At 69.5% G+C, this 14,980-nt stretch carries 13 protein-coding genes; 8 read left to right on the top strand and 5 right to left on the bottom strand.

The window, feature by feature from the left end:
* Positions 1-389: 389 nt before the first annotated feature.
* Positions 390-659, top strand: a complete 270-nt coding sequence (locus AC1DX8_RS18325) for a hypothetical protein (RefSeq protein WP_477631388.1) — start codon at positions 390-392, stop codon at positions 657-659.
* A 526-nt stretch (positions 660-1,185) separates the two neighbouring features.
* On the opposite strand, the gene groL is transcribed toward AC1DX8_RS18325, so the two are convergent.
* Both groL and groES read right to left on the bottom strand, forming a co-directional pair.
* Positions 1,186-2,805 (bottom strand): chaperonin GroEL, encoded by a 1,620-nt coding sequence (groL, locus tag AC1DX8_RS18320; protein WP_477631387.1) that lies wholly within the window; start codon positions 2,803-2,805, stop codon positions 1,186-1,188.
* Between the two features lie 133 nt (positions 2,806-2,938).
* Positions 2,939-3,232, bottom strand: a complete 294-nt coding sequence (groES, locus tag AC1DX8_RS18315; protein ID WP_056882342.1) for a co-chaperone GroES — start codon at positions 3,230-3,232, stop codon at positions 2,939-2,941.
* A gap of 259 nt (positions 3,233-3,491) precedes the next feature.
* Here groES and AC1DX8_RS18310 point away from each other — a divergent pair, with 259 nt between their 5' ends.
* Complete coding sequence (locus AC1DX8_RS18310) at positions 3,492-4,331, top strand: GNAT family N-acetyltransferase (RefSeq protein ID WP_477631386.1); 840 nt, start codon at positions 3,492-3,494, stop codon at positions 4,329-4,331.
* Between the two features lie 81 nt (positions 4,332-4,412).
* Complete coding sequence (locus tag AC1DX8_RS18305) at positions 4,413-6,473, top strand: class I SAM-dependent methyltransferase (protein WP_477631385.1); 2,061 nt, start codon at positions 4,413-4,415, stop codon at positions 6,471-6,473.
* A gap of 103 nt (positions 6,474-6,576) precedes the next feature.
* Here AC1DX8_RS18305 and AC1DX8_RS18300 read toward each other — a convergent pair whose 3' ends face one another.
* Both AC1DX8_RS18300 and AC1DX8_RS18295 read right to left on the bottom strand, forming a co-directional pair.
* Positions 6,577-7,407 carry a ribokinase gene (locus AC1DX8_RS18300; protein ID WP_477631383.1) on the bottom strand — a complete coding sequence of 277 codons (831 nt, stop codon included), beginning with the start codon at positions 7,405-7,407 and terminating at the stop codon, positions 6,577-6,579.
* Positions 7,407-8,387: a nucleoside hydrolase gene (locus tag AC1DX8_RS18295; protein WP_477631382.1), complete on the bottom strand. Its 981-nt coding sequence runs from the start codon at positions 8,385-8,387 to the stop codon at positions 7,407-7,409. Before AC1DX8_RS18295 ends, AC1DX8_RS18300 begins: the two co-directional genes overlap by 1 nt.
* A gap of 90 nt (positions 8,388-8,477) precedes the next feature.
* Between AC1DX8_RS18295 and AC1DX8_RS18290 the strand changes: the two genes are divergently transcribed.
* Positions 8,478-9,740, top strand: coding sequence for a glycoside hydrolase family 3 N-terminal domain-containing protein (locus tag AC1DX8_RS18290; protein ID WP_477631381.1), 1,263 nt, complete (start codon positions 8,478-8,480; stop codon positions 9,738-9,740).
* 199 nt (positions 9,741-9,939) lie between these two features.
* On the opposite strand, the gene AC1DX8_RS18285 is transcribed toward AC1DX8_RS18290, so the two are convergent.
* Complete coding sequence (locus tag AC1DX8_RS18285) at positions 9,940-10,374, bottom strand: MaoC family dehydratase (RefSeq protein ID WP_477631380.1); 435 nt, start codon at positions 10,372-10,374, stop codon at positions 9,940-9,942.
* 202 nt (positions 10,375-10,576) lie between these two features.
* Between AC1DX8_RS18285 and AC1DX8_RS18280 the strand changes: the two genes are divergently transcribed.
* The 4 genes from AC1DX8_RS18280 to AC1DX8_RS18265 all read left to right on the top strand — a co-directional run bounded on the left by AC1DX8_RS18280 (position 10,577) and on the right by AC1DX8_RS18265 (position 14,571).
* Entirely contained in the window at positions 10,577-12,190 is a 1,614-nt protein-coding gene (locus AC1DX8_RS18280; RefSeq protein ID WP_477631379.1) for a bifunctional AfsR/SARP family transcriptional regulator/alpha/beta hydrolase, read from the top strand.
* A gap of 410 nt (positions 12,191-12,600) precedes the next feature.
* Positions 12,601-12,879, top strand: a complete 279-nt coding sequence (locus tag AC1DX8_RS18275) for a hypothetical protein (protein WP_477631378.1) — start codon at positions 12,601-12,603, stop codon at positions 12,877-12,879.
* A gap of 17 nt (positions 12,880-12,896) precedes the next feature.
* Positions 12,897-13,481, top strand: coding sequence for a MarR family winged helix-turn-helix transcriptional regulator (locus AC1DX8_RS18270; protein ID WP_477631377.1), 585 nt, complete (start codon positions 12,897-12,899; stop codon positions 13,479-13,481).
* Positions 13,474-14,571, top strand: coding sequence for an MBL fold metallo-hydrolase (locus tag AC1DX8_RS18265; protein WP_477631376.1), 1,098 nt, complete (start codon positions 13,474-13,476; stop codon positions 14,569-14,571). The genes AC1DX8_RS18270 and AC1DX8_RS18265 overlap by 8 nt, the downstream gene beginning before the upstream one ends.
* Positions 14,572-14,980 lie beyond the last annotated feature (409 nt).

Below are 14,980 nucleotides of genomic sequence, written 5' to 3'. Positions count from 1 at the left end.
GGATACGACCGCCGAAGTAACACCACTAGGCGGAACGCCCGCTCATGCCTGCGGACAGTGCGATCGGAACTGCCGATGTGCGCGCATCTGCGATTGGCCTTCGTGGACACTTGGGGTGTGAGTACGGACTTCCGTGAAGTGATCCCTGACGATGCCGCCCCCTCTGACTGTCCCGCGTGCGGCGCACCGGCGAGCCAGAGCACCGATCCAACGAACATGTCGAGGAGCGTTTGCTACTGCGGACATCCTCGCTTCTACGACTACAAGCACGTCACCGGAGAGTGCGAGTGCCGGGCCAAATGACATCCGCTCATGCCGCGCCAAATGACATCCGCTCATGCCGCGCCGCGTTGTGTTGTTCCCGGGCTCAACTTTGACAGGGTGAACTCGTGACACATCCCAACCTGGACGACCTCCTGCGACCTGGCGAGTTCCTTGTCGCCTACGACTACGGAATGGGCGGGCTCTGGGGCATAGTGATCGCGTCCTCCGCTAGCGAGATTCTGGCGAGGTACCCCGAGGTTGCGATCGCCGAATCGCTGCCGTCGTGGATGAGCGAGGACGACTTGCAGCGGGAGCGGGCGGAGCCGCTTTGGCTGGACGACGCACCGCCGAAAGGGCTGTTGGGAGTCGTCATCGCCGATCGCGGTCGCGGTTGATACGTCCTCATCTGCCGCTGTCCGCTCGTGCCGAACGGAGGATCCTCGCTCGGCAACGCTCCCTGGAGAGCCGCTTATCCCGTGCGGTCCTGGCCGGCCCTCCGCGAGCGCAGCATGGCGAGCGCCTGCCACAAGCAACCGACGGCGGCGACCGCGCAAAGAAGGCGCATGCCAACCCACTGCGACGCCCAAGTTGCTTCTGACAGCGCCAAGACGCTGAGGACAAACCAACCGGCTGCACGGATGCGCGCGGTGCGTTCGGAAACCTCCGCCTCAGGTTCGTCAAGCATGGGGCGGAGCGTACCCATAGAAGAGCCGCACGATCGCCGATCCGTCACTTCGTCACCTGACGCGACAGCGCCCACGGTCGGAACCTGATCGGGACTCAACCGGTCAGGGCTGGGGCCTGGTATGCCGTGCCCCACCCTCAGGGGCACGGCATAGCGCCGCCAACCCTGGCTCTGCAGGAGCATGGCGAAGGCCCGCCCCCGAAACGGGGACGGGCCTTCGACGAGAGGTGCTGTGGTCAGTGACCGTGGCCGTGACCGTGACCGCCACCGGCGGACTCGGTCTCCTCTTCCTTCTTCTCCACGACGAGCGTGTCGGTGGTGAGCACCATCGACGCGATCGAGGCGGCGTTGACGAGCGCGGAACGGGTGACCTTGACCGGGTCGATGACGCCGGCCTTGATCAGGTCGCCGTACTCGCCGGTCGCGGCGTTGAGGCCGTTGCCCGCGGTGAGCTCGCGCACCTTGGAGACGGCGACGTAGCCCTCCATACCGGCGTTCTCGGCGATCCAGCGCAGCGGCTCGGCCGACGCCTTCTTGACGATCAGCGCACCGGTCGCCTCGTCGCCCTCGAGGTCGAGGTCGTCGATGACGGTGGAGGCGTGGACGAGGGCCGAGCCGCCACCGGCGACGATGCCCTCCTCGATGGCCGCGCGAGTCGCCGAGATGGCGTCCTCGATGCGGTGCTTCTTCTCCTTGAGCTCCACCTCGGTGTGGGCACCCACCTTGATGACGCAGACGCCACCGGCGAGCTTGGCGAGGCGCTCCTGGAGCTTCTCGCGGTCCCAGTCGGAGTCGGTGCGCTCGATCTCGGCCTTGATCTGGTTGACCCGGCCGGTGACGTCGTCGGAGTTGCCGCCGCCGTCGATGATCGTGGTGGTGTCCTTGGTGACGACGACGCGGCGGGCCTGACCCAGCACGTCGAGGTCAGCCTGGTCGAGCTTGAGGCCGACCTCCTCGGAGATGACCTGGCCACCGGTGAGGGTCGCCATGTCCTGGAGCATCGCCTTGCGGCGGTCGCCGAAGCCGGGGGCCTTGACCGCAACCACGTTGAACGTGCCGCGGATCTTGTTGACCACCAGGGTCGACAGCGCCTCGCCGTCGATGTCCTCGGCGATGATCAGCAGGGGCTTGCCGGTCTTGACGACCTTCTCCAGCACCGGCAGGACGTCGGCGATGGCCGAGATCTTGCCCTGGTTGATGAGGATGTAGGCGTCCTCGACCACGGCCTCCATGCGCTCGGCGTCCGAGACGAAGTAGGGCGAGATGTAGCCCTTGTCGAACTGCATGCCCTCGGTGAACTCGAGCTCGGTAGTCGCGGTGGACGACTCCTCGACGGTGATGACGCCGTCCTTGCCGACCTTGTCGAACGCGTCGGCGATGGTCGAACCGATGACCTGGTCCTGCGCGGACAGCGACGCGACCTGCGCGATCTCGTCCTTGCCCTCGATCTCGCGGGCCGTCTCGAGCAGGCGGGCGCTGACAGCAGCGACCGCGGCGTCGATGCCGCGCTTCAGGCTGGCCGGGGCGGCCCCTGCGGCAACGTTGCGCAGGCCCTCCTTGACCATGGCCTGGGCGAGCACGGTCGCGGTGGTGGTGCCGTCACCCGCGACGTCGTTCGTCTTGGTGGCGACCTCCTTCGCGAGCTGGGCGCCGAGGTTCTCGTAGGGGTCCTCGAGCTCGATCTCCCGCGCGATGGTGACACCGTCGTTGGTGATCGTGGGGGCGCCCCACTTCTTGTCGATGACGACGTTGCGGCCCTTCGGACCGAGCGTCACCTTGACCGCGTTCGCGAGCGCGTCAACGCCGCGCTCCAGCGACTTGCGGGCGGAGTCGTTGAACTCCAGCGTCTTAGCCATGAAAGTCCTTCTCTAGCAATCGGATTCAGGGGTGCAGTGACCTTCGGAGTGCACTGACTTCGAGGTGAACGTGACGTGCCCCGTATGCCGGTCAGCCGGCATACAGGGCACGTCACTCACGAAGTGCGGATGCTCAGCCGACGATGGCGAGGACGTCGCGGGCGGAGAGGATCAGGTACTCCTCGCCGCCGTGCTTGATCTCGGTGCCGCCGTACTTGCTGTAGATCACGCGGTCGCCGACGGTGACGTCGAGCGGGACGCGGTTGCCGTTGTCGTCGATGCGGCCCGGGCCGATCGCAAGGACCTCGCCCTCCTGGGGCTTCTCCTTCGCGGTGTCCGGGATGACGAGGCCAGACGCGGTGGTCTGCTCGGCCTCGACGGACTTGACGACGATGCGGTCTTCGAGCGGCTTGATGGAAACCGACACGGTGAGGACCTCCCCTTCGGGAATGTCGAAGTTGGACAGTGGTGGGTGGAGCATGGTGCGGCCGGACGGTCGCCGTCGCGGGGGTCGACCGGCTGGCTGCGTTAGCACTCGGCGAACCGGAGTGCCAACGCAAATCTAGGCTCGTGGTTAGCACTCGGTCAACTCGAGTGCCAGAAGTTCCACCCGCGTTCGCCGAGGGCGGACGGCGCGGCCCATATCCGGTGGCGCGACGCACCCCGGAGGAGGCAGGGTCGGGGCCATGACGAGCCCCGACCCCAGCCCCGGCGGGAGCGACCCCGCCGTCCTGCTCCGCGCCTACGACGAGCAGCTCCGGCAGGACGCCGAGGTGCCGTCTGCCATCACCGTGGACCGGCTGGGCCCACTGGTACTCGCCACCTACCTCGGGGGCCGGGGGTTCATCACGTACAAGTCCCTCGACGTCGACGGCACTCCCGCGACCGAGGAGTCGGTCCGGCAGCTCGTCGAGCAGGCGCTGGCCCACTACGAGGCGATGCCCGAGATCGACCGGGTGGAGTGGAAGACCCGCGGCCACGACCACGCCCCCGGTCTGCACGAGGCGCTGGTGGACCGCGGCTTCGTCCCCGACGAGCCGGAGTCGATCATGATCGGCGAGGCCCGCCTGTTCGCGGTCGACGTCGAGCTCCCCGAGGGCGTCACTGTGCGCCGGGTGACGGACGAGGACGAGGTCCGCGCCATGACGGCCATGCAGGGCGAGGTGTTCGGCGACGAGCCGGCCGAGCTCCAGGGCATGGTCGAGCAGATCCTGCACCGGCTCCGGACGCGCGACGACATGGAGATGTGGGTGGCCGAGCACGACGGCCGCATCGTCAGCGCCGGTCGGCTCGAACCGGTCGAGGGCACCGAGTTCGCCGGGATCTGGGGTGGCTCGACGTTGCCCGACTACCGGGGCAAGGGCATCTACCGCGCCCTGACGGCAGCCCGGGCACGGTCGGCGATGGGCTACGGCAAGCGCTACATCAACAGCGACTCGACCGAGTTCTCGCGACCCATCCTCGAGCGCTCCGGCTTCGTCAAGGTCTCGACGACCACCCCCTACGAGTGGCGCCGCAGCCGCTGAGCCGCCCGCCGCAGGCTCAGCCCCCGATCAGGGGACGCCGACCCGCGACCTGGGCACGCGGCATACGCAACAATGCGCGACATGGACCTGGCCCTCTTGCGACGGCTGACCACCGGCGAGGGCTGGGGGTTGCTGCAGTCGCTCCCGCCGTATGACGAGTCGTCGGCCCTCGCGCTGCAGCAGCGGCTGCGGGGCGCGGGCTTCGACCCCGAGCTCGTGGCGGCCGCCCTCAACCAGGCCCGGCTGCGGGCTCGCGCGGTCGACAAGTTCGGCGAGTTCGCCCGCGGCATGGTGCTCACCTCCGACGGCCTGGAGCAGGCCACCCGTCTCGGCGTGGCCGCCCAGCACGCCCAACGGTTCCGGGCGGCGGGCATCCACACCGTGCACGACCTCGGCTGCGGCATCGGCGCGGACGCGATGGCGATGGCCGGGCTCGACCTGCGGGTGCGCGCGATCGACGCCGACGAGCTGACCGCCGGCATCGCCGCGGTCAACCTGCGGCACTGGCCCGACTCGACCGCCCAGCAGGGTGTCGTCGAGGAGTTCACCGCCCCGTCCGGCGAGGGCGCCCGGGGGGTCGGCGCGTGGCTCGACCCGGCGCGGCGCACCCCCGGTGTCGCCGACGTGACCGGCCGGACCCGACGGATCTTCAACCTCGCCGAGATCTCCCCGAGCTGGACCGTGGTGCAGGAGGTCGCCCGCGCCCTCCCCGCCACCGGAGCCAAGCTCAGCCCCGCCTTCCCGCACGCGGCACTCCCCCCGGGTGCCGAGGCGCAGTGGACCTCGTGGGAGGGCGACGTCGTGGAGTGCGTCGTCTGGTGGGGGCCGCTGGTCCGGACCGCGGGACGCTCCGCCGCCCTGCTGCGCGCGAGCGGCCCCGCGGTCGTGGTCACCCAGGCCGACGCCGACGGCGACGCCCCGCCCCTGCAGAACCTCGCCGACCTCGGCGGCTGGCTCTACGAGCCCGACAAGGCCGTCCTCCGAGCCGGGCTGGTCGGCGCCCTCACGGCGGCGACCGACGGGGCGGAGCTCGATGCCGGCGTCGGCTACGTGGGGTCGGCCCGCTCCGTCGACGTCCCCTTCGCCCGCCGGTATGCCGTGGTCGAGGCGATGCCCTTCAACGTCAAGGCCCTGCGTGGCTGGCTGCGCGACCACGGGGTCGACCGGCTCACCATCAAGAAGCGTGGGGTCAGCGTGGACGCCGACCTGTTGCGCCGCCAGCTCCGTCTCCCGCCCAAGGGCCACCAGGAGGCGACGGTCGTCCTCACGCGGGTGCGCAGCAATGTAAACCCGCCGGTGATCCCCGGCGGGTTTACATCGACCCACGGTGGGGTTTGCGGCGCAGACGAAGGCAAACTGGGGCAAGTCGGGGCAAGCTGCGCCCGAAATCGCCGGGAGTTGGCCCTGCGCCGTTACCATCTCGTATCCTCGGCGGCGATGTCCTCCCCCCACTCCAGCGGTCACGGCCGCCACCGCGGCGCCAGCCCCCGACCCACGGCGCAGCTGTCCCGGCTGGTCCGGCGCCCGAGCCACCGCTCGGCGGTCAAGGGACTCGGCCTGGTCGCGTCCGCGCTCGGAGTGGCCACCGCGTTCGCCGCCCCCGCGCCCAGCGCGTCGTTCGAGCTGACCGCGGCCGACGTCAAGCAGCCCGTGGTCGCCCGGGCCGAGGCAGTCTCCGCCCCCGCACGGATCGCCGACTACGGGATCATCGGGTTCACCGCGGCCGCCGTCCCCGCGCCGAAGGCCAAGGCCACCGAGGCAGCCAAGAAGGCCCGCACGACGACCGGCGTCTCCCGCAACACCTCCCGCGCCGGCCTCAGCAACGTCGGCGGCATGACCCCGAACGCCATCGCCGTCATCAACGCCGTGAAGGCACAGTTCCCCGGGTCCGGCCCGTTCGGGGGCTACCGCCCGGGCGACCCGCTCGACCACGGCACCGGCCACGCCGTCGACATCATGTGCAGCACCACCGAGGGCAACGAGATCGCGGCCTTCCTGCAGGCCAACGCCGCGACCCTGAACATCAAGTACCTCATCTGGCGCCAGCGCATCTGGTACCCCGGCGGCACGTGGCAGGCCATGGAGGACCGTGGCAGCCCGACCGCGAACCACATGGACCACGTGCACGTCTCGGTCTACTAGCTCGACCTCTGCCGCCCGCTCTCCCGGCCTCACCCTCCCGGTTCGATGTAAACGCGCCGGTGATCCCCGGCGGGTTTACATCGAACCGGCCTCGGCGAACGCCTCAGAGCTCGGGGTCGACCTGCGCGCCGCGGTGACGGACCGCGTCCGCCCCGGCCTGGCTCGCCGCCCTGACGGCCGCCTCACGGTCCGCTCCGGTGGCGAGCGCCGCAGCGAGCGCACCACAGAAGGCATCGCCCGCGCCGGTCGTGTCGACCACGTCCGCGCCGTCGACGGGTATGCCGTCGTGCCGCTCGCCGTCCCAGCTGCACCCCGCCGCGCCGAAGGTCACCAGTAGCGACGTGGGCTGGGCGTCGCTGTCGGCCAGCTGCAGTGCCTCGTGCTCGTTGACCACCAAGGGGTCGGCGAGGGCGGCGACGTCGTGCGGGAGGGCGGCATACGGAGCGGCGTTGATGACGACGCGCGCACCGGCACCGTGGGCGAGTCGCGCCGCGGCGGCCACCGTCCGCACCGGCACCTCGAGCTGGAGCAGCAGCACGTCGCCGGGGCCGAGGCTGTGGAGCGAGTCGAGCGAGTCGGGGCCGACCTCGCCGTTCGCGCCCGGGATGACGACGATGGCGTTCTCGCCCTCGTCGTCGACGGTGATCCACGCCTGACCCGTCGGCACCGAGGTGGTGCGCACCGCGGAGACGTCGATCCCCCGCGACCGCAGCCGCTCGACGTAGGCCTGCCCGCCGTCGTCGTCGCCCACCGCGGCGACCATGGCGACAGCGGCGCCGGAGGCGGCGGCCGCGACGGCCTGGTTGCCCCCCTTGCCGCCCGCGAACCGCTCCAGGCGACCGTCGGCCAGGATGGTCTCGCCCGGCCCCGGATGGCGTTCGACCGAGGCGACGAGGTCGACGTTGAGGGAGCCCAGCACCACGACCCGGCCCATCAGCGCATCCCGCCGCTCACCGTGTCGAGCCACAGCGTCGCGTAGCGCTGGGCGTCGACCTCGAGACAGACATCGATCGTCGACCGCGCCTGCCCGTGGGGGTCGTGGTCGAGCCCGGCGGTCCAGTCGCGGCGGTCCACGATCGTGCGGCCGCGCGACCAGGTGCCGCCCAGCTCGACGCGCACCGGTAGTCGCTCGCGTCGCACCCCGGCCGGCTCCAGCACGACGCAGACGGCTCCGGCATCGCCGATGGTGGCGTCGGTCGATCCGAACCTCTCGCACTGGAACGCGATCAGCTGGCCGGCGAGGTCTGCCGCGTCGTGGCTCGAGGGCGCGGACAACATCTGTGCGGTCTCGCGACCAACCCGGGGAGCGTGGAAAACGTCCAAGCCATACATCGTCACCTGGATGTCGAGGTCGGCACAGGCGTCGATCACGACCGCTGCGGCCTCCGGGTCGTGGAACACGTTGGACTCGGCGGAGGCAGTCGCGTCGTCGGTATCGGCGGCTCCGCCCATGAAGACGATCTCGCGAATTCCCTTGGCAACACTGGGATAAGTACGTAGGAGCAAGGCGATGTTGGTGAGCGGTGCGAGCGGGATGAGCGTCACCCGACGTGGGGGGGCGCCCTCCCCTGCCTCGAGGAGGACGTCGCGCAGGAGCTCGACGGCGTGCCGCGCGTCGGGCCGGCGCTRCGACTTGGGCCAGTCGAGGTCGCCCATGCCGTCCTGCCCGTGGCCGTGCCTGGCATCGACCGGGTCCTCGAGCAGCGGGCGCTCGGCACCTCTTGCGACGGGCACGTCGCGGCGGTCAGCCGCGTCCAGGACGGTGAGGGTGTTGGCGACCACGGCGTCGACTGGCGCGTTGCCGCCGACGCAGGTCACCGCTCGCAGGTCGAGGGCGGGGTGCATCGCAGCCAGCAGCAGCGCACAGGCGTCGTCGACGCCGGTGTCGACGTCGAGCACGACGGGGATGGCCATGTCGCGATCCTGCCAGAGCGGGCGGCGCGTCACCCGGGGACGCAGGTCGGCGGTTTCGTGGGGCGCTGCACCGCGAGATAGGTTCGTGCGGTGACTGAGCACCCGGCCCGCCACGCCCGCGTCCTCCTGACCGGACTGGCGGCGCTGGCCCTGACCGCGACGGCGGCCTGCACCGGCGCCCCGGGGGGTGGCTCGTCCTCGACCGACAGCACGAGCGTGGCAGGCAGCTCGTCCTCGGCACCGTCCAGCTCGGCCAGCTCGTCCAGCTCGTCGGCCTCGAGCTCCTCCTCCAGCTCGACGACCACCCCGGCACCCACCTGCGGCGAACGGCTGGCCGCTGCGATGACCCCGGCCCAGCGCGCCGGTCAGCTGCTGATGGTCGGGCTCCAGCCGACAGGGAGCTCGCGCGCCCTCGCCGCCCAGGTCAAGGCCCAGGGACTCGGCGGGGTCATCTACCTGGGCGGATGGTCGAACGGCGTGTCTGGCATCGCGGCCATCTCGGCTCGCCTGCAGGCGGCCGCCCCCGCCGGACTGCTGGTCGCGGCCGACCAGGAAGGCGGCCAGGTGCAGCAGCTGCGAGGAACAGGGTTTGCCCCGATGCCCTCCGCCCGCACGCAGGCACAGTCCGGCGTCGCCACCGAGGAGAAGAACGTGCAGGCCTGGTCGCGAGCGCTCGCGAAGGCCGGGGTGAACGTCAACCTGGCCCCCGTCGCCGACACCGTCCCCACGTCACTGGGTGCGGCGAACCAGCCCATCGGTCGCTACCGTCGCGACTTCAGCCCCGGATCACCCCAGACCAATGCCAGGTATGCCGCGGCGTTCGTCCGCGGGACCCTCGCCGCAGGCATCGCCCCGACCGTGAAGCACTTCCCCGGGCTCGGCCGGATCACCGGCAACACCGACGTGACCAGCACCGGCATCACTGACCGGACCACCGATGCCGACGACCCCTACCTCGCGCCCTTCGCGGCCGGGATCAAGGCCGGCGCACCACTGGTCATGGTCTCGTCCGCGCACTACCCGAGGCTCGACGCCAAGAACCCGGCGATGTTCTCCAAGCCCATCGTGACCGGTCTGCTGCGCGACACCATGGGCTTCGACGGCGTGGTCATCACCGACGACGTGGGTGCGGCCAAGGCCGTGGCCGCGGTGCCCGTCGGACAGCGGGCGACCCGGTTCATTGCCGCCGGTGGCGACATCGTCCTGACGGCGAAGTCGGCGCAGGCGCCGGTGATGCTCAAGGCCATCGCCGCCCAGCGGGCAGCGAGCCCGGCGTTCGCCGACCAGGTCGACGCTGCGGCCGCGCGGGTACTCGACCTCAAGGCCGACCTCGGCCTCGTGAAGTGCGGCTGACCTACGCGGACGGATAGCGCTTCCTCAACAAGCCACAAAGGCGAACAGGGTCCGGGCCACTTCGGCTCCACATTGACGCGCAACAATGGCAGCCCGTCCCTTCCATCTTTCGGCCGTAGCGCCTGAGTGGCTTGCTTTGCCGCCGTACTGAGGCAGAGGGCGCACCTCAGCCGACCCGGCGTCGCGAGGAAGGCTCGACTCATCCCTGCGTGGCGGCGAGGTCCACGGTCCAGCACACGGCGTCGCCCTCGAGGGCCACCACTCCATCGTCGCGGACTACGCGAACGTCCAGCGTGGTAATCGGTTTGTCGTGCCGCACAGCCGTGACGGTGACCTCGCCAGTGATGGTGTCTCGGGGGCGGACCGGCGCGAGGAACCGCAGGTTCGTCTGCATGAAGACCGTGCCGGGGCCGGGCAGACGCTCGGCGACGACGGCGTTGAGGATCGCGCTGGTCACGCCCCCTTGGACGACGATGCCGCCGAAGGGAGTGCGCCGCGCGGCTTCCTCGTCGTAGTGGAGTGGGTTGCGATCGCCGCTCAGGCTGGTGAACAGCGCGATGTCTTCCTTGGTGATGGTCCGGGACAGGGCGGCCTGTTCGCCCACCTGCGGCGCCCGGTGCGACCACGTGCTCATGACTGCCTCGTATTCTGTCGTTGGGACTGGTGCACTCCAGTCGTTCTCGCTGAGGTGCAAGGTATGCAGCCGACCTTTCGCAACCCTTCCGCGCCCGGGCCGCCCGCGTTCGTGGAAGGTCTGTGGAAGCGACGTCGCTACCTTGGCGAGGACCACCCGCACCACTCGACGGGTCCGAGCACGAGGCAGGAACATGGAGCGCATGGCCCGCACCGACCACGAGGTCGTGGTCCACGTCCAGCTCCTGGGTGACGTTGTGGTCCGCGTCGGGGAGCGAGCGGTCATCGCCGGCGCGCGGGGTCGTCGAGACCCGATCCGCCTGGCCGAGTACCTCGCGCTGGCGCCCGGTCGACGCGCCCACCGCGAGGTGGTGGTGGAGGCTCTGTGGCCGGACGCCTCCATCGACTCGGTCGGCAACCGGCTGCACATGGCGGCCCACTACCTCCGGCGCGCGATGGGCATTCCAGAGAGCGTCACGTTCACCGCCGGCACCGTGGCGCTGTTCCCCGGGGACCTGGTGCATGTCGAGGTCGACGCGGTCGTCTTCGAGCGGCTGGCCCGGACCGCTCTCGACCCGACGTCCTCGCCCGAGGAGCGGGCGTCCTGCGCGGAGCGCGCCCTCGACATGTATCAAGGCGACCTCCTGCCGCACGAGCTCTACGAGGACTGGGCCTTCCACCACCGTCAGCGCCTCCAGCTGCGGCATCGCGAGCTGCTCCGGAGCAGAGGCCGGTTCGCGGAGCTCGTGGCCCTCGACCCGGTCGACGAGGAGGCGCGGGTGGCGCTGATGCGCGAGCTGCTGGACGCCGGAGACCGTGCCGGGGTGTTGCGCCACTTCACCGCGCTGACCGACGCGCTGGAGCGTGAGCTGGGGATTGGACCCAGCGCCGAAGCCAGCGCCGTGCGGGACCTTGCCCTGACGCCCATCGTGCGGCCGGCGGCGCCGGTGGCGTCTCCGCGGGCCGCGACTCTCGCCGACCAGCGGGTCAGCTTCTGCCACACACCAGACCACGTACGCCTCGCCTACGCGGTCAGTGGATCTGGCCCGCCCTTGGTGAAGGCGTCGAACTGGCTGACCCACCTCGACCATGACTGGGAGAGCCCCATCTGGCAACCGTGGTGGAGCGCGCTCTCGCAGCGACACACCCTGGTGCGTTACGACGAGCGCGGTTGTGGTCTCTCGGACTGGGAGGTGGACGACGACTCCTTCACGCTGGAGGCGTGGGTGCGTGATCTTGAGACCGTCGTCGACACGATGGCACTGGAGCGCTTCCCGCTCCTCGGCATCTCCCAGGGCGGACCGATAGCCATCACGTATGCCGCGCGCCACCCCGAGCGCGTATCTCACGTCGTCGTCTACGGCACCTGTGCCCGGGCCACCTGGGCTCGCGCGGACGACGAGCTGCGACGCGAGCTGGCGGCGTTGGGGGAGCTGATCAAGACGTCTTGGGGCAGCGACCACCCGGGCTTCCGACAGGTCTACGACGCGCGGTTCCTGCCCGACGGCCCACTGGAGACCTGGCGTGCCTTCGATGAGCTGCAGCGACGCTCAGCGTCAGGCCGCAACGCCTATCGCTTGTGGCGCGCGTTCGGAGACCTCGACTGCACCGAGGCCGCCCGCACCCTCGACGTGCCGACCCTGATCATGCACTCGTCAGACGACCGGGTCTGGTCCTTCGCCGAAGCGGAGGAGCTGCATTCCATGGTCCGCGGGAGCCGGCTGGTCAGGCTGGACAGCAAGAACCACATCCTGCAGGGCGCAGAGCCGGCGTTCGGGGTGTTCATCGACGAGGTCCACTCCTTCCTGGCCAGCTGACCGGAGAGGTGGGACCTCCTGACGTCGCAGAGTGGCAAACACGACTTAGTCAGCGGCGTACGGCGTAGGAAGCCACGTCATTCGCCGCGAGGCGGGAACGAGATGCATGCGACCGTGCCGGTGTGCGGTAACTACCCGACACGCGGGTCCGGACCCAGCGCAGCGGTTCGGCGCTCCGATGTCAGCGTTGGCGTTGGCGTCGGCATGACGCCGCCGCAATGCCGCGGTCGACGTGACTGCCGCTCGACAGCCAGGCGCTGTTCGCAGCCGTTCTCCGCGGCCCGTTCGCAGCAAGAACGGTCACGTGTCATACACGCCCGATTGCCTATTGACGAAGTTCTCGCTTCGGAGTATTTCTTAGAGATCTAAATATCGGACCCCTAAGGAGTCCGCTGACCAGGGAGGTAGAGATGACGGCAACTCTGCTCGTGCGCCACACCGTCGACAGCTTCGACGACTGGAAGCACGCATTCGACGACCATGAGGCGAACCGCCGCCAGCATGGCGCGACCGGGCACCGGGTACTGCACGACGGCAACCAAGTGACCGTCCTGATCGACTTCCCCGATCGCGGCTTGGCCGAGGGTTTCGCCTCCGATTCCGCTCTGTCCGCAGTGATGCGCAAGGGCGGCGTGACGGGTGCACCCGACATCGCATATCTCGAGTCGTCCGAACAGCTCAACTATTGAGCAGGTCGAACACCGAGGTGACCCCGGACGACGGGAGGCACGAGCCGACTGCCAGGCGGGTCGACCGCCGCGCGTTCGCCCGCGAGTTCCCGTCCGGTGATCCATCGGCCACCGAATGCGCTCAGAACCTGATGCTCGCCTCGAGCCGGTTCACCGAGGCCGACACCCGCGCGTTGCGCCGGCACGGCCTGTCACTCGCGGCGCGGATTCTTCTTGCCACCGTCGAAGGCGCCGGCGAACCGCTGCCCGCGAACGTGCTCGCCGAACGCCTGCTCGTCAGTGGCGCGAGCATCACCTCGCTGGTTGACACCCTGGAACGCCGGGGCCTGGTCCGGCGGGTGCGGCCCGACCACGATCGCCGGCTCGTGCTCATCGAACTGACCGATGCGGCCCAGCCCGTGATCGACGCGTATCTGGCCGAGGTGACTGCGCTGCACGCCGCAGAATTCTCGATCTTCACCGCCGATGAGCGGGAGCAGCTCACCGATTTGCTAGCCCGTCTGTCGGCACATCTCAACACTCTTGACCTCGAATCGATCACCGCAGCGGCGAAACCACGCAGGGCCAAGGCGCGCCAGCGGAAAGGAGCACCACATGACTGACATCCCGCAATCGGCAACACACCCCAACCGGCGTGGCTTTCTCGGACTCGCCGCGCTCGTGGCGGCAGCGACGCCCGCAGCCGCCATCCTCGGCCCAACCCTCACCCCGGCAAGCGCCGCGGCCGCAGCCGCGGCCGGCGACCTGCCGTCGTTCGCGCCCGTTCCGCCGAGTGCCTTCGGTCCGGCGCTCAACGCTGATGGGTACTTCGTCGGCCCGATCAAGGACAACCTGTACTGGGTGACGGACGGCTTCTACCAGTCGATGTTTCTTGCCACCGCGCACGGCGTGGTTGTCGTGGATGCGCCTCCTACAATCGGTCACAACTTGCTGCGGGCGATCAAGCAGGTCACCACCAGGACGGGCACACCGTCCACCGTGACCCACCTGGTGTACTCGCACTTCCATGCCGACCACATCGGGGCCTCCTCAATTTTCGGCGACGACGTGCTCCGCGTCGGACATGAGCAAACCCGACGGTTGCTGCTCGAGGCCAGCGACCCGAACCGTCCGGCACCGACGCTGACGTTCAAAGACCGGCACGTCCTCGAGTTCGGCACCGATCGGCTTGAACTGGCCTACCACGGGCCGAACCACACGCCGGACAACATCTTCATCTACGCGCCGAGGCAACGCACGCTGATGGTGGTCGACGTCCTCTTTCCGGGCTGGGCGCCGTTCAAGAATCTGGCCGTGTCACAAGACATTCCAGGCTGGGTGCGCGCGCACGACACCGCCATGGACTACCGCTGGACAACCCTCGTCGGCGGCCACCTCGGCCGCCTCGGAGTCCGCGCCGACGGCGACCTGCAGCGACAGTACATCCGGGATCTGGACGCAAGCACCAAGCAGACGCTGGCGTCCCTCGACCCCACTCCGTTCTTCCAGAAGTACGGGCCGTCTGGCAATGCCTGGGCGATCTTCAAGTCCTATCTCGACGCGGCCGCACTGCAATCAGCCGCCCCCGTCGTCGACAAGTACCTCGGCAAGCTGGCAGGAGCAGACGTCTTCACCGTCGACAACGCCTACGCGCTGTTCGAGTCACTGCGCGTCGACGCCGGCGCGCTGGGACCATTCGGGATCAGGCCCTAGAACCGCCACTGGTCGAGAGGGCTCTACGCCACGCGACAGGGCATTCCAATCGAGCGCCAACTCGAGTGCGAAATCCTTCTGGACACCGGACTCCAGCACCGTTCCACCAGCGTCTAACCGTAGCCGCGTGCGTCCGTCAGTCCGTGGGGAGGCGACGTTGGCGTTGACGGCTGGCATGCCCGTGTGGACTCCGCTAACGCCACGGACGTCGACTTCGGCGGCATTTCTCGAATACTGCTCCGGCGCTCGGCCCGCCCTCCACCGACTGACGAATTCATGCGTTCGACCAGCGCCCCGGCTCACAACCGTAGGTCGGCGAGCTCTGAGGGTGTAGGCAGGGGTGGGCGCGACCTGCGCGTTCGTCAGCCAGGAGGATCCCATGGCCACACTCGACAACGCCCAGTTGCTC

This window comes from Pedococcus sp. P2_A3 (genome assembly GCF_056405035.1).
This window is presented reverse-complemented; position numbering and strand designations above follow the sequence as displayed.